The 25649-nt window shown below is 70.2% G+C and carries 29 protein-coding genes and 1 tRNA gene; 14 read left to right on the forward strand and 16 right to left on the reverse strand.

Annotated elements, in window-relative coordinates; all coding sequences use genetic code 11:
• Window positions 1-390: 390 nt before the first annotated feature.
• The 3 genes from mmsA (at window position 391) to EDF55_RS09190 (ending at window position 4371) form a co-directional block, all read left to right on the forward strand.
• Window positions 391-1914, forward strand: coding sequence for a multiple monosaccharide ABC transporter ATP-binding protein (gene mmsA / locus EDF55_RS09180; RefSeq protein ID WP_123654747.1), 1524 nt, complete (start codon window positions 391-393; stop codon window positions 1912-1914).
• On the forward strand, window positions 1911-3203 hold the full coding sequence (mmsB, locus tag EDF55_RS09185; RefSeq protein WP_123654612.1) for a multiple monosaccharide ABC transporter permease: 1293 nt from the start codon (window positions 1911-1913) through the stop codon (window positions 3201-3203). The genes mmsA and mmsB overlap by 4 nt, the downstream gene beginning before the upstream one ends.
• A gap of 61 nt (window positions 3204-3264) precedes the next feature.
• On the forward strand, window positions 3265-4371 hold the full coding sequence (locus tag EDF55_RS09190; protein ID WP_123654613.1) for a sugar-binding protein: 1107 nt from the start codon (window positions 3265-3267) through the stop codon (window positions 4369-4371).
• 157 nt (window positions 4372-4528) lie between these two features.
• Here the strand turns inward: EDF55_RS09190 and EDF55_RS09195 are convergent, their stop codons facing one another.
• From EDF55_RS09195 to dcd, 3 genes are all read right to left on the reverse strand, one after another.
• Complete coding sequence (locus tag EDF55_RS09195; RefSeq protein WP_123654614.1) at window positions 4529-4858, reverse strand: DUF86 domain-containing protein; 330 nt, start codon at window positions 4856-4858, stop codon at window positions 4529-4531.
• Entirely contained in the window at window positions 4855-5370 is a 516-nt protein-coding gene (locus EDF55_RS09200) for an XRE family transcriptional regulator (protein WP_123654615.1), read from the reverse strand. The genes EDF55_RS09195 and EDF55_RS09200 overlap by 4 nt, the downstream gene beginning before the upstream one ends.
• 80 nt (window positions 5371-5450) lie before the next feature.
• A complete protein-coding gene (gene dcd, locus EDF55_RS09205; protein ID WP_123654616.1) occupies window positions 5451-6038 on the reverse strand; it encodes a dCTP deaminase in 588 nt (195 codons plus the stop codon).
• 92 nt (window positions 6039-6130) lie between these two features.
• Here dcd and EDF55_RS09210 point away from each other — a divergent pair, with 92 nt between their 5' ends.
• Window positions 6131-7207 carry a GNAT family N-acetyltransferase gene (locus tag EDF55_RS09210; protein ID WP_123654617.1) on the forward strand — a complete coding sequence of 359 codons (1077 nt, stop codon included), beginning with the start codon at window positions 6131-6133 and terminating at the stop codon, window positions 7205-7207.
• Between the two features lie 68 nt (window positions 7208-7275).
• Window positions 7276-9336, forward strand: a complete 2061-nt coding sequence (locus EDF55_RS09215) for a cytochrome c oxidase assembly protein (protein WP_123654618.1) — start codon at window positions 7276-7278, stop codon at window positions 9334-9336.
• 69 nt (window positions 9337-9405) lie between these two features.
• On the opposite strand, the gene EDF55_RS09220 is transcribed toward EDF55_RS09215, so the two are convergent.
• Genes EDF55_RS09220 through EDF55_RS09230 form a run of 3 tightly spaced genes read right to left on the reverse strand, consistent with a single transcriptional unit; the run spans window position 9406 to window position 11042 of the window.
• Complete coding sequence (locus EDF55_RS09220) at window positions 9406-9588, reverse strand: hypothetical protein (RefSeq protein WP_123654619.1); 183 nt, start codon at window positions 9586-9588, stop codon at window positions 9406-9408.
• Between the two features lie 25 nt (window positions 9589-9613).
• A complete protein-coding gene (locus EDF55_RS09225) occupies window positions 9614-9961 on the reverse strand; it encodes a hypothetical protein (RefSeq protein WP_123654620.1) in 348 nt (115 codons plus the stop codon).
• Complete coding sequence (locus tag EDF55_RS09230; protein WP_123654621.1) at window positions 9951-11042, reverse strand: DUF6177 family protein; 1092 nt, start codon at window positions 11040-11042, stop codon at window positions 9951-9953. Before EDF55_RS09230 ends, EDF55_RS09225 begins: the two co-directional genes overlap by 11 nt.
• 197 nt (window positions 11043-11239) lie before the next feature.
• Here EDF55_RS09230 and EDF55_RS09235 point away from each other — a divergent pair.
• The 4 genes from EDF55_RS09235 to EDF55_RS09250 all read left to right on the forward strand — a co-directional run bounded on the left by EDF55_RS09235 (window position 11240) and on the right by EDF55_RS09250 (window position 13789).
• A tRNA-Gly gene (locus EDF55_RS09235) sits at window positions 11240-11310 on the forward strand.
• A gap of 37 nt (window positions 11311-11347) precedes the next feature.
• Complete coding sequence (locus EDF55_RS09240) at window positions 11348-12448, forward strand: FAD-dependent oxidoreductase (protein ID WP_123654622.1); 1101 nt, start codon at window positions 11348-11350, stop codon at window positions 12446-12448.
• 20 nt (window positions 12449-12468) lie between these two features.
• Window positions 12469-13542, forward strand: coding sequence for a glycerate kinase (locus EDF55_RS09245; protein WP_123654623.1), 1074 nt, complete (start codon window positions 12469-12471; stop codon window positions 13540-13542).
• Window positions 13543-13597: 55 nt separating this feature from the next.
• Complete coding sequence (locus EDF55_RS09250) at window positions 13598-13789, forward strand: hypothetical protein (RefSeq protein WP_123654624.1); 192 nt, start codon at window positions 13598-13600, stop codon at window positions 13787-13789.
• Window positions 13790-13798: 9 nt separating this feature from the next.
• On the opposite strand, the gene EDF55_RS18790 is transcribed toward EDF55_RS09250, so the two are convergent.
• A complete protein-coding gene (locus tag EDF55_RS18790; protein WP_185017274.1) occupies window positions 13799-13957 on the reverse strand; it encodes a hypothetical protein in 159 nt (52 codons plus the stop codon).
• A gap of 279 nt (window positions 13958-14236) precedes the next feature.
• Between EDF55_RS18790 and EDF55_RS09255 the strand changes: the two genes are divergently transcribed.
• Complete coding sequence (locus EDF55_RS09255; protein WP_123654625.1) at window positions 14237-15283, forward strand: NAD(P)-dependent alcohol dehydrogenase; 1047 nt, start codon at window positions 14237-14239, stop codon at window positions 15281-15283.
• Between the two features lie 63 nt (window positions 15284-15346).
• Here the strand turns inward: EDF55_RS09255 and EDF55_RS09260 are convergent, their stop codons facing one another.
• On the reverse strand, window positions 15347-15940 hold the full coding sequence (locus tag EDF55_RS09260) for a TetR/AcrR family transcriptional regulator (protein ID WP_260235870.1): 594 nt from the start codon (window positions 15938-15940) through the stop codon (window positions 15347-15349).
• 93 nt (window positions 15941-16033) lie between these two features.
• Here EDF55_RS09260 and EDF55_RS09265 point away from each other — a divergent pair, with 93 nt between their 5' ends.
• The gene (locus EDF55_RS09265) at window positions 16034-16348 is read left to right on the forward strand and encodes a multidrug efflux SMR transporter (protein ID WP_123654626.1); all 315 of its coding nucleotides are present in this window, start codon (window positions 16034-16036) and stop codon (window positions 16346-16348) included.
• A gap of 1 nt (window position 16349) precedes the next feature.
• Entirely contained in the window at window positions 16350-16715 is a 366-nt protein-coding gene (locus EDF55_RS09270; protein WP_123654627.1) for a multidrug efflux SMR transporter, read from the forward strand.
• A gap of 205 nt (window positions 16716-16920) precedes the next feature.
• Here the strand turns inward: EDF55_RS09270 and EDF55_RS09275 are convergent, their stop codons facing one another.
• The gene (locus EDF55_RS09275; protein WP_123654628.1) at window positions 16921-18060 is read right to left on the reverse strand and encodes a CE1758 family FMN-dependent luciferase-like monooxygenase; all 1140 of its coding nucleotides are present in this window, start codon (window positions 18058-18060) and stop codon (window positions 16921-16923) included.
• A 183-nt stretch (window positions 18061-18243) separates the two neighbouring features.
• Here EDF55_RS09275 and EDF55_RS09280 point away from each other — a divergent pair, with 183 nt between their 5' ends.
• Window positions 18244-18708 (forward strand): hypothetical protein, encoded by a 465-nt coding sequence (locus tag EDF55_RS09280; RefSeq protein WP_123654629.1) that lies wholly within the window; start codon window positions 18244-18246, stop codon window positions 18706-18708.
• On the opposite strand, the gene EDF55_RS09285 is transcribed toward EDF55_RS09280, so the two are convergent.
• Window positions 18705-19526, reverse strand: coding sequence for a phosphatase PAP2 family protein (locus EDF55_RS09285; protein ID WP_185017276.1), 822 nt, complete (start codon window positions 19524-19526; stop codon window positions 18705-18707). The two genes, EDF55_RS09280 and EDF55_RS09285, sit on opposite strands and share 4 nt — an antisense overlap.
• 100 nt (window positions 19527-19626) lie before the next feature.
• Between EDF55_RS09285 and EDF55_RS09290 the strand changes: the two genes are divergently transcribed.
• A complete protein-coding gene (locus tag EDF55_RS09290) occupies window positions 19627-20298 on the forward strand; it encodes a DUF4383 domain-containing protein (RefSeq protein ID WP_165931296.1) in 672 nt (223 codons plus the stop codon).
• A gap of 161 nt (window positions 20299-20459) precedes the next feature.
• On the opposite strand, the gene EDF55_RS09295 is transcribed toward EDF55_RS09290, so the two are convergent.
• The 6 genes from EDF55_RS09295 to rpmB all read right to left on the reverse strand — a co-directional run bounded on the left by EDF55_RS09295 (window position 20460) and on the right by rpmB (window position 25491).
• Window positions 20460-21761 (reverse strand): ATP-dependent RecD-like DNA helicase, encoded by a 1302-nt coding sequence (locus tag EDF55_RS09295; protein WP_123654632.1) that lies wholly within the window; start codon window positions 21759-21761, stop codon window positions 20460-20462.
• Complete coding sequence (locus tag EDF55_RS09300; protein ID WP_123654633.1) at window positions 21758-23989, reverse strand: cytochrome c oxidase assembly protein; 2232 nt, start codon at window positions 23987-23989, stop codon at window positions 21758-21760. Before EDF55_RS09300 ends, EDF55_RS09295 begins: the two co-directional genes overlap by 4 nt.
• A gap of 193 nt (window positions 23990-24182) precedes the next feature.
• Window positions 24183-24470 carry an HU family DNA-binding protein gene (locus EDF55_RS09305; RefSeq protein WP_111114318.1) on the reverse strand — a complete coding sequence of 96 codons (288 nt, stop codon included), beginning with the start codon at window positions 24468-24470 and terminating at the stop codon, window positions 24183-24185.
• A gap of 306 nt (window positions 24471-24776) precedes the next feature.
• Window positions 24777-25082: a 30S ribosomal protein S14 gene (gene rpsN / locus EDF55_RS09310; protein WP_056123554.1), complete on the reverse strand. Its 306-nt coding sequence runs from the start codon at window positions 25080-25082 to the stop codon at window positions 24777-24779.
• A 2-nt stretch (window positions 25083-25084) separates the two neighbouring features.
• Window positions 25085-25255, reverse strand: coding sequence for a 50S ribosomal protein L33 (gene rpmG, locus EDF55_RS09315; protein ID WP_056123557.1), 171 nt, complete (start codon window positions 25253-25255; stop codon window positions 25085-25087).
• The gene (gene rpmB / locus EDF55_RS09320) at window positions 25255-25491 is read right to left on the reverse strand and encodes a 50S ribosomal protein L28 (protein WP_056123559.1); all 237 of its coding nucleotides are present in this window, start codon (window positions 25489-25491) and stop codon (window positions 25255-25257) included. Before rpmB ends, rpmG begins: the two co-directional genes overlap by 1 nt.
• Window positions 25492-25649: the final 158 nt, after the last annotated feature.

The following is a 25649-nucleotide window of genomic DNA, read 5'->3' on the forward strand; positions in this document are numbered from 1 at the left end:
CCGGCCCGTTCCACGCGGGGCTGGCGGCGACCGCAGCAGCCGACACGCGGGCAGCGCGACCCCAGCCCGGGGGCCACCGGACGCCCCCTTCCGTGCGGAGATGCGGTCCGTTACCGAAACGCGACCATACGGAATTGACACCCGTGCCGACGCCGTGCGTAGTATTACCTCCGTTCCAGCCGATGTGACCGTTCACATCACCGTCACACCGGCGGGGACACCGGACCGACAGCGAAGTCCGCACAGCCTCCTGTGCCCTTCGTTGCCGCAGCAGAACCACCCGAAGGACTGCCGCATCGCAGCGGCAGAAGGAGATGCACCGTGGCGTCAACCCCGATCGACACCGGACTCGAGACCCGGTCGATCACCGCACCCGAGACCATCCTCGAGATGCGGTCGATCACCAAGGAGTTCCCTGGTGTCAAGGCACTGTCCGAGGTGTCGCTCAACGTCCGTGCCGGCGAGATCCACGCGATCTGCGGCGAGAACGGTGCCGGCAAGTCGACCTTGATGAAGGTCCTCTCCGGCGTCTACCCGTACGGCACCTACACCGGCGAGATCGTCTACGAGGGCGAAGAGGTTCGCTTCGCGAACATCAAGCAGTCCGAGCAGGCCGGCATCGTGATCATCCACCAGGAGCTCGCGCTGATCCCGGAGCTCTCGATCACCGAGAACCTGTTCCTCGGCAACGAGCCCAGCCGGTTCGGCGCGATCGACTGGACCACGGCCCAGCTGCGCGCCCAGGACCTGCTCGCCCGCGTCGGTCTCGGCGACGACCCGGACACCCAGATCAAGAACATCGGCGTCGGCAAGCAGCAGCTCGTGGAGATCGCGAAGGCGCTGCACAAGGACGTCAAGCTGCTCATCCTCGACGAGCCCACCGCGGCCCTCAACGAGAACGACTCGCAGCACCTGCTCGACCTGATCGTCGGCCTGAAGGCCCGCGGGATCTCCAGCATCATCATCAGCCACAAGCTCAACGAGATCGAGCAGATCGCGGACAGCATCACGATCATCCGTGACGGCAAGACCATCGAGACGCTCAACGTCAAGGCGGACGGCGTCAACGAGGACCGGATCATCCGCGGGATGGTCGGCCGTTCGCTCGAGTCGCGCTTCCCGGACCGCACCCCGAAGATCGGCGAGACCTTCTTCGAGGTCCGCGACTGGACTGTGCAGCACCCGCTCGACGCGAGCCGCCTGGTCTGCAAGGGCTCGAACTTCACCGTGAAGCGCGGGGAAATCGTCGGTTTCGCCGGCCTCATGGGCGCCGGTCGCACCGAGCTCGCGATGAGCCTCTTCGGCCACTCCTACGGCACGTTCCTCGGCGGTCAGGTCTTCAAGGACGGCCACGAGATCAAGGTCAACAACGTCCAGCAGGCGATCGACGCCGGCATCGGGTACGTCTCCGAGGACCGCAAGGCGCTCGGGCTGAACCTGCTCGACACCGTGAAGCGCTCGACCGTGTCGGCCGACCTCAAGAAGATCTCCAAGGGCGGCGTCGTCGACTCGCTCGAGGAGTACTCGGTCGCCGAGAAGTACCGGAAGCTGCTCCGCACCAAGGTGCCGAGCGTCGAGGAGAACGTCGGGAAGCTCTCCGGCGGGAACCAGCAGAAGGTCGTCCTGTCGAAGTGGATGTTCACCGACCCCGACCTCCTCATCCTGGACGAGCCGACCCGCGGTATCGACGTCGGCGCCAAGTTCGAGATCTACGGCATCATCCAGCAGCTCGCGGCAGAGGGGAAGGGCATCATCCTGATCTCCTCCGAGCTGCCCGAGCTCCTCGGTCTCTCCGACCGGATCTACACCATCTTCGAGGGTCAGATCACCGCTGACCTGCCGGCCGACCAGGCCGATCCCGAATCGCTCATGCGCAGCATGACCTCCGCGCGGAAGGGCGCCACCGTCTCATGAACAACCTGAAACTGCTGTTCGGCAAGGGCAACAGCATCGGCCAGTACGGCATGGTCATCGCACTCATCGTGCTGCTGGCGTTCTTCGCGTTCACCACGAACGGGCTCATCCTGCAGCCCACGAACGTGATCAACCTGTTCCTGCAGTACTCCTACATCCTGATCCTGGCGCTCGGCATGGTCATGGTGATCATCGCCGGCCACATCGACCTCTCGGTCGGTTCGGTCGCCGCGGTCGTCGGCATCATCGTGGCGCAGTCCATGGCGGTCTGGCACTTCCCGGTGTGGACCGCGATCATCCTCGGCCTCGCCGTCGGTGCCCTCATCGGTGCCTGGCAGGGCTTCTGGGTGGCGTTCGTCCGCGTCCCGGCGTTCATCGTGACGCTGGCCGGTCAGCTCATCTTCCGCGGTGTGAACCAGATCATCGGCAACTCGACCTCGGTCCCCGTGCCGAACGGCTACACGACGATCGGCGCCGGCTTCCTCGGTGACTTCGGCCCGGACTTCGGCTACAGCAACGGCACACTGCTGATCGGTCTGGTCACGATCGCCGCGCTCATCATCATCGAGGCCCGCGGCCGTGCCCGTCGTCGCAAGATGCAGGCCGAGGTCCCGCCGCTGTGGGTCTCGATCGTCCGCACCGGCATCCTGGTCGCCGTGACGCTCGTCGCGACGTACCTGTTCGGTGCCGGCCCGGTCGGCACCTCGGTCCCGATCGTCGCGATCATCCTCGGCGTCCTGACGATCATCTACGGCTTCGTCACGAAGAACACGATCTTCGGCCGCCAGGTCTACGCGGTCGGTGGCAACTCCAGCGCCGCGGTGCTCTCCGGTGTCAGCGCGAAGAAGGTCAACTTCTTCGTCATGATGAACATGTCCGTCCTCGCCGCGATCGCCGGCATGGTGTTCGTCGCCTACTCCGGTGCCTCCGGCCCGGCCGACGGCACCGGCTGGGAGCTCGACGCGATCGCCGCCGTGTTCGTCGGTGGTGCAGCGGTCGCCGGTGGTGTCGGCACGATCTCCGGGTCGATCATCGGTGGTCTCGTGATGGCCCTGCTCTCGAACGGCCTGCAGCTGATGGGCCTCGAGTCCAACAAGGTGCAGATCATCCGTGGTCTGGTGCTGCTCATCGCGGTCGCCTTCGACGTCTACTCGAAGTCGCAGGGACGCCCGTCCCTGATCGGCGGCATGATGCGGCAGTTCCAGCGGAAGGACACCGAGCAGAACACGGTGGCCGCCCAGCAGCCGCGGTCCATCGAGGACCAGCCCGAGAAGATCACCCTCCCTTAGTCCCCACCTCCCACAGCGGGGCTCCGGCCCCAACCCTCCTCAACGAAGAGAAAGCAATCACATGCGCAAGAAGATCGTCGCCGGCCTCAGCCTGGCGCTCATCGCGGGCCTCGCCCTCAGCGGCTGCTCGTCCCGTGGCTCCGACTCGGGCAGCGGTTCGGACGCGACCATCAAGAAGGGCGACCTCATCGGTGTCGCCCTGCCGGCGAAGACCTCGCAGAACTGGGTCCTCGCGGGTGCCGCGTTCAAGAAGTCGATCGAGGACGCCGGCTTCAAGGCCGACATCCAGTACGCCAACGCCGGCAGCCCGGTCCCGGACCAGCAGTCGCAGATCTCCGGCATGATCACCAAGGGTGCCAAGGCCGTCATCATCGGTGCCGCCGACGGTTCGCAGCTCACCTCGCAGGTCAAGTCGGCGAAGTCCTCGGGCGCCGTCGTCATCGCCTGGGACCGCAACATCCTGAACACCAAGAACGTCGACTACTACGTCGCGTTCAACAACTACAAGGTCGGCCAGCTCCAGGCCCAGGCGCTCCTCAAGGGCCTCAAGGAGAAGAAGGGCAACGGACCGTACAACGTCGAGCTCTTCGCCGGTTCGGCTGACGACGCGAACGCCACCGTGTTCTTCAACGGTGCGATGAACGTCCTGCAGCCGAAGATCGACGACGGCACCATCAAGGTCGTCTCGGGTCAGACCACCTTCCAGAAGGTGCAGACCAAGGGCTGGCTCGCGCAGAACGCCCAGTCGCGCATGACCGACCTGATCTCGCAGTACTACTCGGGTGACACCAAGCTCGACGGCGTCCTGTCGCCGAACGACACCCTCGCCCGTGCGATCCTCACCGCGACGAAGGCCGCCGGCAAGGAGAACCCCGTCGTCACCGGTCAGGACTCCGAGACCGCCTCGATCCCGCTGATCATGGCCGGCACGCAGTACTCGACGATCTACAAGAACACCACCGAAGAGGCCCAGGCCGCCGTCGACCTGGTGACCGACCTCTCGAAAGGCAACAAGCCCGACACGAAGATCGACAAGACGAACAACTACAACGGCGTGAAGACGGTCCCCGCGATCGAGCTCACCCCGGTGCTCGTCACGAAGGACAACGCGGTCGAGGCCTACAAGGGCAACGACACCCTGGAGAAGCTCGCCAAGGCCGGCAGCTGACCCTCGCGTCACCCTCTGGAGGGCCCCGTCCGCACTGCGGACGGGGCCCTCTCCCGTTGGTGGGCGGTGGTCGCGACGGGCGCGCCGGACGGGAGGCACGGGTCGGGTCCGCACCGAGCCTCCAGGCCGGTGTGGGCCAGCCGGGCGGCGGGGGCCGTCACGCGATCCGGGCGCGCAGCCGCCGCGCCGCGTCGCAGAGGTGCGGGACGTCCACCCGCGCCGTCCCGAGCACGATCGCCGGCGTCGTGTCGAAGTAGCGCCGCGTGAGCCGCTCCCCGAGCAGTGAGACGCGCGACCACGGGATCCCCGGCTCCCCCGCCGTCACCGCGACGGGCAGCATCCGCACGGCCTCGCCGATCTCGACCAGGCGCATCCGGACCGCGTCGTAGACCAGGTCCTCGGGCAGCGACGGCTGTGAGACGTACCGGTCGATCACCCCGCACGCGCGGATGACGTCGTCGAGGCGCTCCCCCACGTTGCGGTTCACAGCGCGACCGATCCGCGGACGACCTCGCGGCTCATCCCGTCCGCCGCGACGACGTCGACCCGGACGCCGAGGACCTGCTCGGCCGCGTCCTGGATCCGCATCAGCGCGAAGATCCCGAGGCCCGGGAGCAGGTCCACCATCAGGTCGACGTCGCTGTCCGGCCCGTCCTCACCGCGCGCGACGCTGCCGAACAGCCGCGGGTTCCGGCCCCCGAGCCGGGAGATCACCTCGAGCAGCTCGGCGCGGTTCGCCGTCACCCGGTCGCGGAGCGGCGGCGGGTCGGCGACCGGTTCGAGGTCGATCACGGTCAGGAACCCCGCGGCGAGCAGGAGTCGCTGGAGCGCCGCGAGCGACGGCTCACGACGACCGTTCTCGTACGTGCTGATGACGCTCTGCGTGACCCCGGCCCGGTGCGCGAGCTGGACCTGGGTCAGCTCGGCTCGGAGGCGGGCGTCACGGATGAGCTCGGCTGCTGAGAGGTGCGGCGCAGGCCGTGACGAGACTCCGGACATGCCGCCACGATACACAACATGAGAAATTTCGTAGCATCCGGCGCACCGAGCGTTCTACTGCCGCGGAGGCACCGCCCCGGTCAGGGGCGCTGGGAGACGTCCGCCCGGTGGAAGTTCTGCGCCGAACGCGACGGCGTCGGTCCGCGCTGTCCCTGGTAGCGCGACTGGTACTCGGCCGAACCGTAGGGCTTCTCCGCGGGGCTCGAGAGCTGGAAGAAGCAGAGCTGTCCGATCTTCATGCCCGGCCAGAGCTTGATCGGCAGCGTCGCGACGTTCGAGAGCTCGAGGGTCACGTGTCCGGAGAAGCCGGGGTCGATGAAGCCGGCGGTCGAGTGCGTGAGGAGGCCGAGCCGGCCGAGCGAGCTCTTGCCCTCGAGCCGTGCGGCGATGTCGTCGGGGAGCGTGACGACCTCGTACGTGGACCCGAGGACGAACTCCCCCGGGTGCAGCACGAAGGCCTCGTCCGGGTCGGTCTCGACCAGACGGGTCAGGTCGGGCTGGTCGGTGGCGGGGTCGATGTGCGGGTACTTGTGGTTGTCGAACAACCGGAAGTACTTGTCGAGGCGCACGTCGATGCTCGAGGGCTGGACGAGCGAGGCGTCGTGGGGATCGAGGCCGATCCGGCCTGCGGCGAGCTGGGCGGTGATGTCGCGGTCGGAGAGCAGCACGTCCGGAATCCTAGCGGCAGCGGGTGGGGTCCCGATATGCTGCTCGGCTGCCCTGCACCGTGCTCGGCCGCGGAGGGAACACCGTGTACCGCGTGATCGAACTCGACGTGCCCGCGACGATGGCGGGCGAGCCGGCGGTGGTCGAGGCGTTCCGGGAGTGGGTCGCGGTGCAGAACGCGGCCGAGGTGGCCGTCACCGGTCTGCCCGAGCTCCTCTGGACGCCCGAGGAGCAGCTCCCCTACCTCCTCGACACCGAGGCGCCGAGCCGGCTCTTCGCGCTCCGCTCGCCGGACGGCGTGACCGTCGCCGTCGGCTCCTACGACACCAAACAGGCCCCGGGCACCCCGAACTGCTGGATCTCGATCGCCGTCCGCCCGGACCACCAGCGGCGCGGCCTCGGGACCCTCCTCGCCGACCACCTCGAGGGCATCGCGCGTGCCGACGGCCGGACGCAGTGGAAGACGTACGCGGTCTCCCGTCAGGTCGGCCCGGCCGTCGGGCACGGGTGCCTGCACGCCCCGACCGGGTTCGGGGGCGTCCCCGAGGACGAGGCGGCCGTCCGGTTCCTGACCGGCCGCGGGTGGCGCTTCGGCCAGGTGAACCGGATCAGCCGACTGCTCCTGCCCGCCGACCACTCCGTCGTGCAGACCCTGTACGAGCGTGCATCGACCGCGGCCGGGGCGGACTACCGCGTGCACACCTGGGCCGGCCCCACCCCGCGTCAGTGGCAGGCCGGCATCGCCCTGCTCGAGACGCGGATGAGCACTGATGCGCCCGAGGGCGACATGGAGGAGCCGGAGGACGTGTGGACGCTCGAGCGCCTGGCCGAGCACGAGGCACACCTGGCGGAGTCCCCGCGCACGATGGTGACCGTGGCCGTCGAACACATCCCGAGGACCACTCTGGCCGGTTTCACACAGCTGGCGGTGCCGAACGAGGTCACCCAACCGGTGATGCAGGGCGACACCCTGGTCCTCCGGGAACACCGCGGGCACCGACTCGGGTGGCTCCTCAAGGTCGTCGGGATCGACACGATCGCACGGGACCACCCCGGGCACCCGTCGATCATCACCTTCAACGCGGAGGAGAACCGCCCGATGCTCGACGTCAACGAGGCGGTCGGCTTCCTCGCCGTCGGCAGTGAGGGCATCTGGGAACGCAGGGTGTGACCAGACGGGCGCGCCTACGATGGAGGGTCCGCGGACTCGCGGGCGGAAGCGTCCCTGGAACAAGGTTGATGACCGTCACGTCCCCCCAGCCAGATTCAGCGCAGGCCCAGCCTGGAGGCCCGGCGCCGGAGTCCGCGCCCCGCACCGCGCGCACGTCCACCGTCGCGACCGTGCTCGCCATCGCCCTGCCCCTCGCGGTGGCGTGCTCGATCATCGGGATGACGGTGACCGGCGCGTTCTCCTCGGACCAGCAGCTCGTCTCCGCAGGCGACCTCGTGCAGTACGGCCTGCCGGTCGCGCGGGCGGTGCACGACGGGATGGCCGCGCTGACCGTCGGGCTCCTCATCGTCGCCGCGTTCGCGCTCCCCGCGCAGAAGAAGGACCACGGCGCGATGTCGAGCGTGCAGCACCGGGCCGTCCGGTGGGCCGCGACGACCGGCGCGATCTGGTTCCTCGCGGCCGTCGTGGGGATCGTGTTCACCGGGGCGAACACCCTCGGCTCGTCGATCACGTCGCCGCTGTTCGCGCGGAACTTCCTGCTCTTCGCGTTCCAGGTCGAGATCGGCCAGTCCCTCGTGGTCTCCGCCGCCGCGATCCTCATCGCCACCGTGCTCGCCGCGTTCGCGACCCGGGTCACGACGCTCGCCGTCGCCACGGTCTTCGGGCTCTTCGCCCTGCTGCCCCTCGCGCTCTCCGGCCACGCCGCCGGCTCGCTCGAACACGCCAACGCGGTGAACTCCCTCGCGATCCACCTGCTCGGGGTGTGCGTCTGGGCCGGCGGGCTCGTCGCCGTGCTCCTCCTCCGCACCCGGACGAAGGGCGCCACCGGACGCGTCGTCGCCCGGTACTCGACGCTCGCCGGCTGGTCGTTCGCCGCGGTGGCGTTCTCCGGCGTCGTGAACGCCTCGCTCCGGCTGACCGGCCCGCTCGACCTGTTCACGACGACCTACGGGTGGCTCATCACCGTCAAGGCGTCGATCCTCATCCTGCTCGGCATCGCCGGGATCGTGCAGCGCCGCAAGCTCGTGCCGGCGCTGCTCCGCTCCCCGCTCGACCGCCGGTCGTTCACGCGGTTCGCCCTCGCCGAGGTGGTCTTCATGGCCGTGGCGATCGGCGTCTCCGTCGCCGTGTCCCGCAGCCAGCCGCCGATCCCGCAGACCCCCGAGACCGGTGAGGACACCCGGTCCGGTCTGATCGGCTACCCGTACCCGCCGGCGCAGACGCTGCACACCTTCCTGACGCAGTGGCACATCGACTGGGTCTGGCTCGCGCTCGCGGTGGTCGGCGCCGGGTGGTACCTGTTCGCCGTCCGGAAGCTCCGGAAGCGCGGCGACAAGTGGCCCGTCGGCCGGACGATCTCCTGGGTCCTCGGCTGCGCGGTGTTCATCTGGACCACCTCGGCCGGGCCGTCGGTCTACGGCATGATCCACTTCTCGTCGCACATGATCCAGCACATGCTGCTGATGATGTTCGTGCCGCTGCCGCTCGTCCTCGGCGGCCCGGTGCTCCTCGCGCTGCGGACCCTGCCGGTGCGCAACGACGGCTCGCGCGGCGCCCGCGAGTGGCTGATGCTCTTCGTGCACTCCCGCTACATGCAGTTCATGGCGAAGCCCGCCGTCGCCGGGGTGATCTTCGCCGGGTCCCTCGTGGTGTTCTACTTCACGCCGGCGTTCCAGTTCGCGATGCAGTCCCACGAGTGGCACGTCGTGATGGTCGTCCACTTCGTGCTGAGCGGCTACCTGTTCTTCTGGGTCTTCGTCGGCATCGACCCGGGGCCGAAGCGGCCGCAGTACCCGATCCTGATCATCGCCCTGCTCGCGACCCTGGCGTTCCACGCGTTCTTCGGCGTCGCGGTGATGACCTCCGAGTCCGTGTACGCGATCGACTGGTTCCACGCGCTCGGGCAGACGAACGACGCGGCGCTCCTCGACGACCAGCACACCGGTGGCGGCATCGCCTGGGGAGCATCCGAGCTCCCCATGGTGTTCGTCGCGCTGCTCGTGGTGCGCAACTGGGTGAAGTCGGACACCCGCGACGCGAAGCGCCTCGATCGTCAGGCCGAGCGCGACGGGGACGCGGAGCTCAAGGCGTACAACGAGCGCCTGGCCGCCATGCGCGAGCAGGACTGACGCACGGTACGACGAGAACCGCCCCGCACCACGGAAGGCCGTGGTGCGGGGCGGTTCTCGTCGTGGGGGCTACTCCTGCGTGGACTCCGTGTCGCGGGCCGCGCGGCGACGCGCCACCAGCAGCACCAAGCCACCGACGAGCAGCGCCAGGGCGAGGGCGATCCCGGTGCTCATCACGATCGGCGCACCCGTGAAGGCGAGCTCGGTGCCCGCGGTCGCGGCAGGCGTGGCCGTCGCCGTCGGGCCCCGCACAGGAAGCTCGAAGGGTGGCGCTGACTCAGTCCCCGTGGACGATGCAGACCGCGTCGAGGTCGATCGCGGCCTCGAGCGCGGCGGCGATCCCGGACTCCCCGTCGGCGCCCGCCGGGGTGACCGTGTCGACCCACCACAGCGGAGTCGAGAGCGCGGGGGCCTCGGGCAGGATCCGCTGTACCTCGTCGAGGGTGTCCACGCGTCGGACGCCGAGCACGGTGATCACCGGGTGCGTCGCGTCGCGGCAGACCTGCATCATCGGGCCGTCGTCGAGTGCGCGGACCCCCCAGGTGTCGTCGTGCAGGAGCAGCGCCTCGGCGATCTCCCGGACCTCTACCTCGTCCCGGCAGAGCAGGGTGACGTCACGCGGCACCGTGGCCACCGTGGAGCCCGGCCGCGACGTGTCCGTCGAGGGTGCCTTCGTCGTGCGCGGGGTCGAGGGGGGCGCCACCGACGAGCTGCAGGAAGCGGTCCTCGTCGATGCGGTCGAGGAACGACTCGAGCGCGGTCCATCCGTCTTCGAGACGGACGATCAGCCCCTGGTCGTCGGAGTCGCCCGGGGCGAGCCCGCGACCGCCGAAGGTGGAGGTCGAGGTGTGCGGCGGAGGCCAGACGTCACCACGGTCGAGGAACGACACCGCTTCCGGTCCGACCACGACGGCCAGCGGCGACGGTTCCGCGTGGGCCACCGCCCGGACGAGGTGGTCCGCGTCGCCGCGGCGCTGCATCACGACGCCGAACACGGGGACGACGTCCTCGGCGACGCGGTGCACGGCCTCGAGCATCCGCTCGGCGAGCTGCGGGTCGGTGCCCTCGTCGGGGACGGTGAGGACGGCGGACATCGTCTCGACGACCACGCCGTCGTCGAGGTGCGCGGTCATCGTCGCGGAGAAGCCGTCACCGACGGCGTAGGAGGTGCTGATGCCCGGGGACTCGTGCTTCGCGTACTGCGTCACGACCCAGCGGTCCCACGGGAGCGACAGGGGCTCGGCGGTCCCCCAGCGGTTCGGGCAGGTGCCGACGGTGTGGCACAGCGCCTCGATCGCGGAGCCGATGTCGACCGCACGCTCGGCGTGGTGCCTGAGGGTCAGGTCGATGCTGATCTGGCGGACCGAGCCGGTGGCGGTGGGGACGCCGGGTGCCGGTTCCCCGAGGAGCTCGGGACCGTGCTGCACGAAGTCGTCGATCCCGTCGGCGACGACACCGGTGCGGCCGTCGCGCAGGGTGCCGTCCGCGTCGGTCACGGCCCATGCGGCGCCGTGGGCGCCGAGCGCGTGCCGGAGCGCTGGGGTGATCGCGGCGTCCGGTCCGGTCCGGAGGACGACCATGCGGTCGGAGGCGGAAGCACGCCGCAGCAGCGAGCCGAGCGCGTCGGTCAGCCACACCACCTGCGAGCCGGAGTCGACCACGATGGCGGGGCCGCTCACGTCGTCGATGAGGGGATGTCTGACCATCCGGGTCCTCCTCGGGTCGGGGTCGCTGGAACTCCCTGGACGGTACACACACGCCCGACACCTGTCCGTCAGGTGGCACGGCTCACAGAAGAGACACGGGAGGTTCGGGGCGACTCCGCCGGTCAGCGTGCGGCGCGCGGTCGGCTGGCTTCCCGGCGAGAATCCGATATGGTTGTCGAGTCCCGCTGAGCGGGCGCGCGAGTGTAGTTCAATGGTAGAACTCCAGCTTCCCAAGCTGGTAGCGCGGGTTCGATTCCCGTCACTCGCTCGTGATCGTCAGGCCATCCGGCCGTTCCCCCAGGTCCGTGGTCGACCAGGTCGTCGTCGGGGGCGGTGTCGTCGGAGCCGCTGCTGCCCGGGCTCTCGCCGCGCGAGGGGAACGTGTCCTGCTCGTGGAGCAGCACCGGCGCGGGCACGACAAGGGGTCCTCACACGGCGCCAGCCGGATCTTCCGCATGGGCTACGCGGACGCCGAGTACGTCGCGCTCTGCATCCGGGCACTCGACGCATGGCGGGCACTCGAACGGGCCAGCGGGCGGACGCTCCTCGACCTCACGGGGGCGGTCGACCACGGCCGGCCGGACCAGATCGCGGCCATCCACGCCGCACTCACCGACGCAGGCATCGACCACGAGCTGCTCACGCCCGACGAAGCCGCCGAGCGGTGGCCGGGGCTGGCGTTCGAGGGCCACGTCCTCACGCACGCGTCCGCCGGGCGGATCCGTTCCGCCGACACCGTCGAGGCGCTCCTCGACCTGGCCGCGTCGGACGGCGCGGAACTCCGTTTCGGCACCCGGGTCACCGGCGTCGAGGACCACGGCGACTCGGTCACGCTGACCCTCGACGGCCCGGGCGGCGCCACGTCGGTCACCGCATCCGGCGTGGTCGCGGCCGCGGGCTCGTGGGCCCCCACGCTCGTCGGCGACGTGCTCCGTGGACGCGGGGCGAGCCTCCCGGCCATCCGCGTCACCCAGGAGCAGCCTGCCCACTTCCCCAGCCACCTGCCGGACGGGGCGTGGCCGAGCTTCGTGCACTGGCAGCTCGACGGACCCGACGTCTACGGGCTCCTCACGCCGGGCGAGGGCGTCAAGGTCGGGTTCCACGGGACCGGGCCCGTCGTCGACCCGGACCACCGGGACTTCATCCCCGTGCCCGAGGAACTCGAGCGGCTGCAGGCGTACGTCGCGCGCTTCGTGCCGGGCGTCGACGCGAGGGACCCCGAGCCGATCAGCTGCCTGTACGACAACTCCCCCGACGACGACTTCGTGATGGACCGTCGCGGCCCCGTCACCGTCGCGACCGGCTTCTCCGGGCACGGCTTCAAGTTCGCGCCGCTCCTCGGCGAGATGCTCGCCGACCTCGCCACGGGCGGGACACCGCACCCGAGGTTCGCGCTCCTCGACTGAGCCCGCACTACGGTTGTCGCGTGCACGTCGTGATCGCGCCCGACTCCTTCAAGGGGACCGCCACCGCCGCCGAGGTCGCCACGGCGATCGGCGAGGGCTGGCAGTCCGAACGGCCGGACGACACCGTGACGCTGATGCCGATGGCCGACGGCGGCGAGGGCACGCTCGACGCGTTCGCCACCGCGTTCCCCGACGCCCGTCGCGTCCCGGTCACGGTCACCGGACCGGCCGGCGCGCCCGTGGACACCGCGTGGCTGGCGCTGCCGGACGGTCGCGCGGTCGTCGAGCTCGCGGCGACGAGCGGACTCCCGCTCCTCACGGCACCGGAGCCGGACCGCGCGCAGACGACCGGGTTCGGCCAGGCGATCGCCGCCGCGCTCGACGCCGGAGCCACCGGGCTCGTGCTCGGGATCGGCGGGAGCGCGTCGACGGACGGTGGCGCCGGGATGCTCGGCGCGCTCGGGCTCTCCGGCGTCTCGACGACGACCACCGGCTCACTGCTCGACGACGTCGCCGCGGTGAGCACGGCCGGCCTCCGCCCGCTGCCGCCGCTCGGGGTCACCGTCCTCACCGACGTGACGTCGCCGCTGCTCGGCCCGACCGGCGCGGCCGCGGTCTTCGGGCCGCAGAAGGGCGTCGCACCCGACCGCGTGGCGGTGCACGAGGCACGACTCGAACGGTGGGCCGGCCGCTTCCCGACGGTCGACCCGATCACCCCGGGTGCGGGAGCCGCGGGCGGCGCCGGGTTCGGGCTGCTCGTCTGGGGCGCGACCCTGGCACCCGGTGCCGCCGCGGTCGCGACCGTCCTCGGGCTGCCCGCGGTGCTCGACACCGCCGACGTGGTGATCACCGGCGAGGGGCGCTTCGACGGGCAGTCCGCAGTGGGCAAGGTGCCGAGCGTGGTGGGGTCACTCGCCGCCGGACGTCGGCGGATGCTCGTCGCGGGAGCGATCGACGCGCCGATCGACGACTTCGACGCCGCCGCTTCCCTGACCGTCATCGCCACACAGACCACCGGGGAACCGTCCGACGCGCTCGCGGATCCCCTGCGGTTCGCCCGCATCGCGGGGCAGCGGCTGGCCGTTCGCGCCTGACGGGGTACGTGCGAACCAGTGCGTCGGCGCACCCCCGGCGCGTAGCGTCAGGACCATGGCACGCACCTGGACCCGCAGACCGCACGTGCTCGGACTCGTCGGGGCGCTCGTGCTGCTGCTGGTCGGCATCGGGCTGCTGATCAGCCCGTGGGACGGGGTGGTCGGCGCGGTCGCCTGGGTCCTCATCGTCGCGGCGATCGCACTCGGAGCGCTCACCCTGTTCTTCGCGAGGACCCCCAGGAGCTAGCGGGTCGGTTCAGGCCACCTGCTCGCCGAGGAAGTCGGCGTAGGTGGGCTCGTGCGTGTCGGTGTGGTGGATCAGGCGAGCTTCGACGAGCGCCTGGATCTCGGCCGGTGAGCGCAGGCCCCGGCGGTGCCATTCGTACGGGTGGACGGTGACGTTCTCGGCGGTCATGAGGACCAGCCCTTCGTGGGCGGCGAAGCCCGGCTGCCCGTGTCGTTCCGCTGTGCCAGGGATCCGCAGGACGCGGACGGCATCGTGGCGACGGATTCGGTGTCGACTCGGTTGCTCCACCGTAAGTCGGCCGATGGTCGCCGACAAAGCCAGTGCGCGAACCGGACCGCTGCGTGCGTTTCCCCGGGGTGCCCTGATGGTGCCTCCCACTCTCGGGAGCGCTCCAGCAAGATGGATGCGGGCCGGATCCGGCCCACATGCGACCCCACGAGGAGATCATTGCGCACCGTCAACGCGTACGCGGCACCGTCAGCCACCGAGCCGCTCGTCAAGACCACCATCACCCGTCGTGACGTCGGCCCGAACGACGTCGAGATCGACATCGCCTACGCCGGCATCTGCCACTCGGACATCCACACGGTCCGCGGCGAATGGGGCGAGATCCAGTACCCGCAGGTCGTCGGCCACGAGATCGTCGGCCACGTCACCTCCGTCGGCTCGGCGGTCACCAAGCACCAGGTCGGCGACCGTGTCGGCGTCGGCTGCATGGTGAACTCCTGCGGCGAGTGCGTGAACTGCGTCGCCGGCGAGGAGCAGTACTGCCTGAAGGGCAACATCCAGACCTACGCGGGCGTCGACCCCGCCGACGGCACGATCACGCAGGGCGGCTACTCCCAGGCCGTCGTCGTGAACGAGGACTTCGTCCTCCGCGTGCCGGAGTCGCTCGACATCGAGAAGGTCGCGCCGCTGCTCTGCGCCGGCATCACGACCTACTCCCCGCTGCACCACTGGAAGGCCGGCCCCGGCACCCGCGTCGCGGTCGTCGGCATGGGCGGCCTCGGCCACATGGCCGTGAAGATCGCGGTCGCGCTCGGCGCCGAGGTCACCGTCCTGTCGCAGACCACCTCGAAGCAGGAGGACTCCCTCCGCTTCGGTGCGAAGGCCCACTACGCGACCAAGGACCCGGCGACGTTCGAGCAGCTCGCGAGCTCATTCGACCTGATCATCAACACGGTGTCCGCGAAGATCCCGATGGGTTCCTACCTCGGGCTCCTCGCCGTCGACGGCACGATCGTCAACGTCGGCGCCCCGGCCGAGCCCCTCGAGGTCCCGGCCTTCGCGCTCATCGGACACCGTCGCAGCTGGGCCGGTTCGGCCATCGGCGGCATCCGCGAGACCCAGGAGATGCTCGACTTCTGCGCCGAGCACGGGATCCTGCCGGAGACCGAGCTGATCAGCGCCGAGGACATCAACGGCGCCTACGAGCGCGTCCTGGCGTCGGACGTGCGCTACCGCTTCGTGATCGACGCGGCCACGTTCGCGTAGTCGGCCCGACTGGGTCCAGTTCCCGGACACCGCACCGCGCATCCGCGCGGTGCGGTGTCCGTTTCACGATGTGGTGGCCGCCCGGGCGGCGAGCTCCGCGACGTGGCGGTCGAGCAGGTCGATCGCCCAGCTCGCGTCGCCGCCCGGATCGAGCCGCACGACGTGGAGCGCGAGTCCGTCCACGAGCGCGTGCAGGCGCCGCGTCTCGTACTCCGCGTCGGTGGCCGGCACCCCGAGTGCGTCGAGGATCCGCGCGCACCACTGCCGCATCTCCTCGACGACGCGGTCGTGGAACGGCCGGAGCTCGGCATCGGTCAGCGCCGCCGTGCCGAGCGCGAGGTAGACGTCGAGCTCGATGCGCCGCGCGTCGTCCAGGGGCAGCAGCTCGACGAGGACCGCGTGCGCGTACGCCGTCCCGGTGAGGTCCGACGGCAGCGCGTCGATGCGCGCGGCGGTGCCGTCGAAGACGAGGGTGAGGGCGTGTTCCCGGACGCTGGACTGCGTCGGGAAGGTGTACCGGACGGTGCTCGGCGGCAGCCCCGCTTCGGCCGCGACGTTCCGGACGCTCAGCGCGCCGAGGCCGTCCCGCGCCAGGACGCGCCAGGCCGCCGCGGAGACGGTCCTCCGGCGTTCCTCGACGTCCATGCTGCGAGCCACCCGATCATTCTGGCACGAGTGTGCGACTTCGTGCTAGAACTGTGGTTGTCGCACAGTCGTGCGAGAAACGTCCCGAAGTGGAAGAGGAACACCATGACCTGGATCGTCCTGGTCCTGTCCGGCGTGCTGGAAGCGGTCTGGGCCACCGCACTCGGCGCGTCGAACGGGTTCAAGAAGGTGGTGCCGACGATCGTCTTCGTCGTCGGCATGGCCGCGAGCATGGCCGGCCTGGCCTTCGCGATGACGGCGATCCCGGTCGGCACGGCCTACGCGGTGTGGGTCGGGATCGGTGCGTCCCTGACGGTGCTCGTCGCGATCGCCCGCCGGCAGGAAGCGGCGTCGTTCGGCCGCATCGCCCTCGTGTTCGGGCTCGTCGCGTGTGTCGTCGGCCTCAAGGTGGTGAGCTGAGATGGCCTGGATCGTGCTGTTCGTCAGCGCCGCGCTCGAGACCGTCTGGGCGACGGCCCTTGGCGAGAGCCACGGCTTCACCCGCCTGCAGCCGACGATCGTCTTCGCGATCACGATCGTGATCAGCCTGGTCGCGTTCGGGTATGTGCTCCGGCACGTCCCGATCAGCACCGCGTACGCGGTGTGGACCGGCACCGGGGCCGCACTCACCGTGCTGTGGGGCATGGCGACCGGCGCCGAGCCCGTCACGGTGCTCCGCCTGGTCTTCATCGCGGGCATCGTCGGGTGCGTGGTGGGACTGAAGCTGCTCCCGGCGCGGCCGGCAGCGCACGCCGCGTCGGCACCCGCGGCGCGGGATCGCGCGTAGTCAGTCGAATCGCGGGTCGGGGGTCGAATCGCGGGTCGGGGTCGAATCGCGCGTAGTCAGTCGAATCGCGCGTCGGGGGTCGAAAGTTCCGACCCCCGACGCGCGTTTCCGCTTCCCATCGCGCGCGGCGTGGGTGGGAACCACCGACGGACGGGAGGCCCGGTGCCAGCTGGCACCGAGCCTCCCGTCCGTCATGGAGCTGCGATCAGACCGACGCTCCGGTCCACTCGTCGACCGCGGCCACGTGGTCGCTGCCGACCGAGCCCGCTGCGCGCGCCGCGGCCACACGCTCCGCGTGCGTCGGCGGGTTCGACGGCACGTCGGCCGGACGGCCCTCGTCGTTGATCTTGCGGAGCTCGGGGACGATGTCCTCGGCGAGGATGTCGATCTGCTCGAGCACCGTCTTGAGCGGCAGTCCGGCGTGGTCGACCAGGAACAGCTGGCGCTGGTAGTGCCCGACGCTGTCCTTCATCGCGGCGTACCGGTCGATGACCTGCTGCGGGGAGCCCACGGTGAGCGGGGTCTGCTGCGTGAAGCCCTCCATCGACGGCCCGTGCCCGTAGACGGGGGCGTTGTCGAAGTACGGACGGAACTCGTCGATCGCGTCCTGCGAGTTCTTGCGGGCGAAGAACTGTCCACCGAGGCCGACGATCGCCTGGTTCGCGGTGCCGTGACCGTAGTGCTCGAAGCGCTGGCGGTACAGACCGACCATCTGCGCGGTGTGCTCGATCGGCCAGAAGATGTTGTTGTGGAAGAAGCCGTCGCCGTAGTACGCGGCCTGCTCCGCGATCTCCGGTGTGCGGATGGAGCCGTGCCAGACGAACGGCGCGACACCGTCGAGCGGACGCGGGGTCGAGGTGAAGCCCTGCAGCGGCGTGCGGAACTTGCCCTGCCAGTTCACGACGTCGTTCTCCCAGAGCTGGCGGACGAGCGCGTAGTTCTCGATCGCCAGGTTGACGCCCTGCCGGATGTCCTGCCCGAACCACGGGTAGACCGGGCCGGTGTTGCCGCGGCCCATCATCAGGTCCATGCGGCCGTCGGAGATGACCTGGAGCATCGCGTACTCCTCGGCGATGCGCACCGGGTCGTTCGTCGTGATCAGGGTCGTCGAGGTCGAGAGCGTGATGTGCTTCGTCCGACCGGCGAGGTACCCGAGCATCGTCGTCGGCGAGGACGCGACGAACGGCGGGTTGTGGTGCTCACCCGTGGCGAAGACGTCGAGACCGGCCTGGTCCGCGTGCTCGGCGATGGTGAGGATGTCGCGGACGCGCTGCGTGTCGTCCGGCGTGGTTCCCGTGGTGGGGTCGGTCGTCGCGTCGCTGACCGTGAAGATACCGAACTGCATGGTGTCCGCCTCCTGCGTGATCGTTCTATGCGTTTGCATCGAACTGACGAGTACAACGTAACGCACCGGAGACTATTCCGCGACGTCCACCGAAGTGCCGACGGCCGTTCCTGGGCAACACGCGTAGCGTCGACGTGGAACCCTCACCAGGCTCACCGATCAGGACACCGCGGAGGTTCCACCGTGCCGACCATCTCCTCGACCGCCGCGCTCGTCGACGACGAGTGGGTGCTCCGCTGCGTGGACTACCCCGCCATCGAGCACCGCGGCGCATGGCTCGACGACGTCGTCGTGCGGCACCGGACGATGGTGCAGGACTTCGCCGGGTCGGCGCCCCGCATCGAGTTCGTCGTCGGGGACGCCGCCACGGCTGCGCGGATCGCAGCCGTCCGCGACGCCAGCGAACGGGCACGGGCGATGCGCGCCGCTGCCCGTGCGCTGGAGGAATCCGTCGCCGGTGAGCGGGAGCGACTCGTCGAGCGACTCACCGACCTGCACGTGGCACCGTCGGAGATCGCCGAGATCCTCGGGCTCTCCGTCCGGGCCGTCCGCGACGAAGTCGGGTCCGACGACGAGGCACGGATCGCCCGCCGGATCCTCCGCACCATGCACGCGGGCGAGACGGCTCGGTCGTCCGCGACGCCCTAGGACCGCGGTGTCGGCAGGGCCGTGGTGTCCGTCGTCGGGGCCGCGTGGTGCATGCCGTCGGCGAGCCAGACCACCGTCACGACGATGAGCACGCTCGCGGACGACGCCATGCGTCCCGCGACGAGCATGGCGTCGTGGTCGTACCCGCCGCTGCCGCTGCCCGACCCGGTCGTCAGGGCGACCACGAGCGCGGTCACCCCGACGGCGACGACCACCCCGACCGACACGAGCAGCACGACGGTGACGACCCGGCGCGGACCACGGCGTCCGTCACGGTCGCCTCGAGCTCCGCGATCCACCAGCGGTCCCACCGCCCGGACGATCCCGAGCCAGAACAGTGCGACCGCGCAGGCACCGACGATGTCGCTCACCCGGTGCCACCCGTAGACCACGGTCTGGTTCGCGACGAACACCGCGTACGCCGCCCCGACCAGCAGGACGACCGGGCGGAAGCGCCTCGGGGTGACCATGAGCACGGCGAACAGCGCGGCGAGGGCGATCGTCGCGTGTCCGGACGGGAACGAGTTCGGCGTCGTCGACTGGGCGATCTCCGGGCGCACGGCGATACGCTTGAGCAACGTCGAGGTGCCGGCCGAGGCGAGCACCACCAGACCCGCCGCCAGTCCGACGGCGAGCCGCCTCCGGGCGAAGGCCACGGCGGCGATCACGACGATGAGCAACAGGATCACCGGGACCGAGATGACGTTGAGCGCGGTGTCCGACCCGAACAGGTCGGTCTCCCTGACCCCGCCGAGCGCGGAGTCCTCGAGCCGCTGCCCGAACGGCGTCAGCACCGCGACTCCGTAGACGAGAGGCACGATCACGAACCCCACACCCGCAAGCACACCCCACCGGAGCCGCCGGGACACGCTCGGCCCGCGCGCGTCGTCACGCGAAGGCAGGGCGTTGCGATCGGGCGTGCGGGTCACGGGGATCGTCCTCCTCGGTGTCGTCGTCGCCGGCCTCGTCGTGCGCCTGGTCACGGCGCTTCGATTGGGTCGCTCGGGGTCCGACACGATACCGTTGAGCGGCCGGTCGAATCCTGGGAACCAGGGCCCGATCGGCATCGTCCAGCGGAGCGTCAGCCCCGCTCGGAGCACACCAGTCGCCGCGCAGGACGTGGCACCACAGGAGGAGACCGACGTGGCCGTCAAGGAACCGAGCATCATCGCTTCGCCGAACCGTGCGCTCGCGCTGACCGTCGGCACCCTGCTCGCCATCTGGGGCATCCTGGGCTTCTTCTTCGCCGGTGAGAACGGTCACGCCTTCTTCGGTGACTCGGGCGGCCTGCTCTGGAACGCCTTCCTGGTGAACCCGGCACTCGCCTCGGTGTGGACACTGCTCGCTGCGGCGCTGTTCATCGTCGGGCTCGGCAACACCGTCGGGTCGCGCAACGTGAACATGCTCGTCGGCATCGTCCTCGTCGTGCTCGCGGTGTACGGCTTCGTGTTCGTGAACACCTCGGCGAACATCTTCGCGCTCAACACGACCGACAACGTCTTCAACGCCATCGTCGGCGTCGTCCTGCTGCTCACCGCGCTCGGCGCCGACAAGCAGAACATCCGCGCGCTGCGAGCCGCGCGCGCCTGACGCTGCTGCTCCCCGACGCCCGTCTGCCGTTCGGCAGGCGGGCGTCGTCGTGTGTGGGGCGTGCCGGCGGCCGGGTGTCGGGCACCGCATGCGCTTTCCGACACGCCAGCAGTCGATCGACTCGTGCGGTGTCGAAACATGCGGACGCGTCCGGGCGCGGGTCAGGCGTCGGGCTTGGGTGCCTCGAGCTGGGTGGCGACCACGCGGGGCGCCTCCGACATGAAGCGCCGGACGTCGAGGTCCACGATGATGTCCGACGGGCGCAGCGGGCGGGTCAGGAAGAGACCGTCGAGTGAGGTCAGCCGAGACAGTGCGACGTAGGTCTGACCGGCGCTGAACACCCGGTTGCCGAGGTCGATCACCGCCCGGTCGTAGGTACTGCCCTGCGACTTGTGGATCGTCACGGCCCAGGCCAGGCGCAGCGGGAACTGCTGGAACTCCCCCACGGTGTCCTTCTTGAGCTCCTTCTTGTCCGCGTCGTAGGAGTACTTGAACTTCTCCCACACGGAGGGCTGGACCTCGAAGGACTCACCGTCGACGTCGACCCACACCGTGTCGCGGATGGTCTGCACGATGCCGAGCGTGCCGTTCACCCAGCGCTGGTCGGGGTCGTTCCGGAGGAACATCACGTGCGCGCCGGGCTTCAGCTCGAGGGCTTCGTCCGCCGGGAAGTTCCGGCCGCCGAAGTCGCCGTTGACGTCGGCCTTCGCCGTCTTCGTCTTGCCGGGGAGCCGATCGAGCGCCGCCTTGTTGATCCGTGCGACGGTGTCGTTCCGGGTCGCCAGGGTGATCGCGTCGTCGGGGGCCGGACGGGCGCCGGCTTCGTTGAGCCGGTTCGCGATGTCCGCGGTGACCCGTCCGTGCCGCACGGCGGTGAGCATCGCGGCGAAGGCGTCGTCCCGCTGCCGGTGCACGGTCGCGAGTTCGATGATGTTGAGCTCGGCTTCGAGCCAGACCTTCGCGTCGAAGAACCACAGCGACCGGTAGTGGTCGGTGAAGTACGCGCGCTCGTCGGCGTCGCCCGGGACCGGGGGCAGCTGGTACGGGTCGCCGAACATCACGACCTGCACGCCGCCGAATGCCTCGAACTGGCGGCCTCGTGCCTTGCGCAGTGAGCGGTCCATCGCGTCGAGGAGGTCGGCGTTCACCATCGAGACCTCGTCGATGACGAGGGTGTCCATGGTGTTCAGGAGCTTGCGGGTCTCCGGGCCCTGCCGGAGCTCGGCGTCCGCGATGAGGCCGATCGGCAGCCGGAACAGCGAGTGGATCGTCTGCCCGCCGACGTTCAGCGCGGCGACACCCGTCGGGGCACAGATGACGACCTGCTTCTCGGTGTTCCACGACAGGTGGTTGAGCAGCGTGGACTTGCCGGTGCCCGCACGTCCGGTGATGAACACGTGGTCACGGGTCGACTCGATGTACTCGAAGACGGCGCGCTGCTCGGCGCTGAGTTCGACGCTCACGGGGTGCTCGTCCCGGAGTCGGCCGTGTCCACGCTGTCCTCGTCGAAGTCGTCCTCGTCCTCGTCCTCGTCCGAGGTCGAGGTCGAGGTCGAGGTCTCGGTGGCCGTGCGGGTTGCGTCCCCGTGCGCGCGTTGCGCCCCGGCAGAACGGGGCGCGATGTCGTCGGCGGGGCGCGAACCGGGGGCGGCCGAACCGGGGGCCGCGGGCTCGGGCACGTCGGACGCGGCAGCAGGCGCGTCGGGGGCGGCCGAACCGGGGGCCGCGGGCTCGGGCACGTCGGACGCGGCAGCAGGCGCGGCAGCAGGCGCGGCACCCGGCCCAGCAGCCGGCGCCGTCCCCGCCGCGCCGGCGTCTCGCCGGAGCCGCACGGCACCGACCACGAGCACGGCGACGAGCAGCAGCACGCCGGCCACCACGAGCACGCCGCCCGCGCGGGCCTGGTCGACGAGCGGGTCCGGTCCCCACGTGCGCCCCATGGAGCCGAACCACGAGGCCTGTAGCAGCCCGAGCGGCCCCCGCATCGCGACGCCGAGCGACACCATGCCGGCAGCCACGACGAGGGCGCCGACGGCCCGGACGAGGACCGCCGCCCGCGAGGCTCGGCGCGCTCCGGCAGCGATCGGGGTGAACAGGGTCGGGAGCGCGAGCAGTCCGACGAGCAGGAACACGGCGTCGATCACCGTCCGGCCGATGGAGTCACTGCCGGACCACCGGACGGCCTGGGTGCCGTAGAACGCCCACCACACCGCCGCGAGCAGCAGGATCGACGGGAACGGTTGCACGAGGTACCGCACGGTGGGGTTCTCGACCACGACGTCGGTCCACTCGCGGACACCGGTGCTGTCGTCGTCGCGCGGGTGCACCGCCGCGCGGATGAGCTGCACGGGTGCCGCGGCCCAGGCCAGCGCGGGCACGACGACCCCGAGGAGCACGTGCGCCCCGACGTTGGCGGAGATCAGGAAGCGGTCGTAGTCGTGGAGCGAACCGGAGGTCGCCACGACGAGGCAGACGATCGCGAGCGCGGCGGCGACGGAGCGGCGCACGGGCCAGGACCAGCCGCGCCGTCGGAGCCGGACGACCCCCGCGACGTACGTGGCGGCGAGCAGCACCGCGGCCATCAGCCAGAAGAGGTCGATGTTCCAGTGCGTGAGCCATCCCCATGCGCCCGGTGCGTGCGGCAGGGAGTCGTCGGTGAGCAGTTCGGCGGGCGAGGGGTTCGTGGTCTTGCTCAGCGCGATCTGGTCGACCGGGGTGGCCGTCCGGCCGAGCGCCGCCGCGAAGCCGGATGCGACGCCCATCACGGCGAGCTCGAGCACGATGAGGGTCCAGAACGGCCGGTGCCGCGCGGGAGCCGTGGACAGCGCGACGATCGCGCGGCGGCGCTGCACGGCGCCGAGGACGCCCATCGCGACGATCGCGCCGATCTTCACGAGGATCAGGACACCGTAGGGCGTGAACAGGTTCGACAGGGCCCCCACGCGGATCTGCGCGGAGGCGATGCCCGAGACGGCGACGAGCACGAAGCAGCCGAGCGCGATGCTCGAGTACCGGCCGACCACGACCGCGAGACGGTCGCCGGGCACCACGCCGCGGACGAGCACGAGCATCACGAGTCCGCCGACCCAGAGTGCGGCGCCGACGAGGTGCAGGCCGAGCGCAGTGACCGCAGCGTCGTGGCTGGCGGTCCCTGCCGCGTGGCCCTGCTGCGCGAGCGGGATCAGGCCGATCATCGAGACACCGGCAGTCAGGGCGACCATGCCCCGCGAGCGCACCGCGAAGCAGAGCACGGTGACCGCTGCCGCGACGAGCACGGTGACCAGCCACGCGAGTCCGAGGTCGGTGCCGGTGAGGAACACCCCCATCGACTGGCCGAACTGCTCGTCGAGGGAGACCTTCGACCCCGCGACGCTGAGGAACGTGAAGAACGTGGTGACGGCGGACGCCACCGTCCAGACGCCGGCGGCAGCGGCAGCGACGTCGATGGCGCGGTTCCACTCCGGAGCCGTCCGGGACAGGCCGATCGTGGCGAGGGCGAGGCCGCCGATCGTGGCGGCTGCCGAGAGGTCCACCACGACGCGGGCGATCGGCAGGCCGAAGCGCACCGCGGCGCCGGGGTCGGCGATCAGCGCGGCGTTCGCCCCACCGCCGATCACCAGGGCGATCAGGAGGGACACGAACGCGGCGAGGACCAGGACTGCTGGCCCGGCGATGCGCGCGATCCGGTTCACCCGTCAAGCCTAGGCGCTGGCCACGCGGCGGCAGAATCCGCCGACCCAACCTGTGGACAGCCGACCGGAGCGCCGTCCGGAGCGCAGCCCGGCGCGCCGACCGAGCCGCCCAGGCCGCCCGGGCCGCCCCGCCGGCCCCCGGGAACGACGAAGGGGACGGCCGCAGCCGTCCCCTCCGTGCAGTGGAGCAGTCTTACTTGACCGAAGCCTTGAGCTTCGAGCCGGCGCTGACCTTGACCGAGTCGCTCGCGGCGATCTCGATGGCCTCACCCGTCTGCGGGTTGCGGCCGGTGCGGGCGGCGCGGTGCGTCTTCTCGAACGCGATCCAGCCCGGGATCGTGACCTTCGTGCCGTCGGCAACGGAGCCCGAGACGACGCTGAAGAGGGCGTCGACGACGCCGTTGACGGTGGCCTGGCTCTGGCCGGACTCGGCGGCGACGGCAGCGACGAGCTCGGTGCGGTTCAGTGACTTGTCAGCCATTGGATGTCCTCCTCGGACTTCTTGCGTATCGGTCGGACGCACGTGGCGCCCGGTGCCCTGAGCGGTTGCCCCGGGGCTTCGGACCAGCAGGCCGAGGGCCCGTGGAACCGGAGTTGAACCTATCAGCCGGGTCGGACGAAACCTGCCGACTCGCCCGGATTTCCGGGGTTGTTGAGGTGCTGGAGAGACAGATGTGACCAGTGTGACAAAGCTGTCCCCCAAATGGACGCCGAACGACACGAACGACACGAACGACGAACGCCCCGCCACCCGATGAGGGTGACGGGGCGTTCGGGAAGCGGATGCTTACCAGGAGCTCTTCGTGATGCCCGGCAGCTCGCCACGGTGCGCCATGTCGCGGAAGCGGACACGGCTGATGCCGAACTCACCGAGGTGGCCACGGGGGCGGCCGTCGATGGCGTCGCGGTTGCGGTAGCGGATCGGCGAGGCGTCGCGGGGGAGCTTCTGCAGCCCCACGCGAGCGGCCTCACGCGACTCGTCGGTGCCGTTCGGGTCCACGAGGGCCTTCTTCAGCTCGAGACGACGGTCGGCGTAGCGCGCGATGATGACCGCACGCTGGTTGTTCTTCGCGATCTTGCTCTTCTTCGCCATGCTTAGCGCTCCTCACGGAAGTCGACGTGCTTGCGGACCACCGGGTCGTACTTCTTGAGCACGAGACGGTCCGGGTTGTTGCGACGGTTCTTCTTGGTCACGTAGGTGAACCCGGTGCCCGCCGTCGAACGGAGCTTGATGATCGGACGAACGTCCTGACCCTTCTTGGCCATCAGATCTTCTCCCCACGGGCGAGGACGTCCTTGACGACGGACTCGATGCCGCGTGCGTCGATGACCTTGATGCCCTTAGCGCTGAGCGTGAGCGTGACGTTCCGGCGAAGCGACGGCACGTAGTACGTCTTCTTCTGCACGTTCGGGTCGAAGCGACGCTTCGTCCGGCGGTGCGAGTGCGAGATGTTGTGTCCGAAGCCGGGGGTGGCTCCGGTCACCTGGCACACTGCTGCCATGGTTTCCTCCTGAGGTACCGTGCGACCGGACGGCCGCACCCAAGTTCACTTGCCTGGTGCGCACGCGCAGGACACCGGGTGACGAGCACCGGAGGTGGCTGCGAGGGGGTTGTACGCACCGCCCAAGCCCGTGGACCCTGTCGAAGGGAACCCAAGCA

It is taken from the genome of Curtobacterium sp. ZW137 (assembly GCF_003762905.1).
Lineage (GTDB): Bacteria > Actinomycetota > Actinomycetes > Actinomycetales > Microbacteriaceae > Curtobacterium.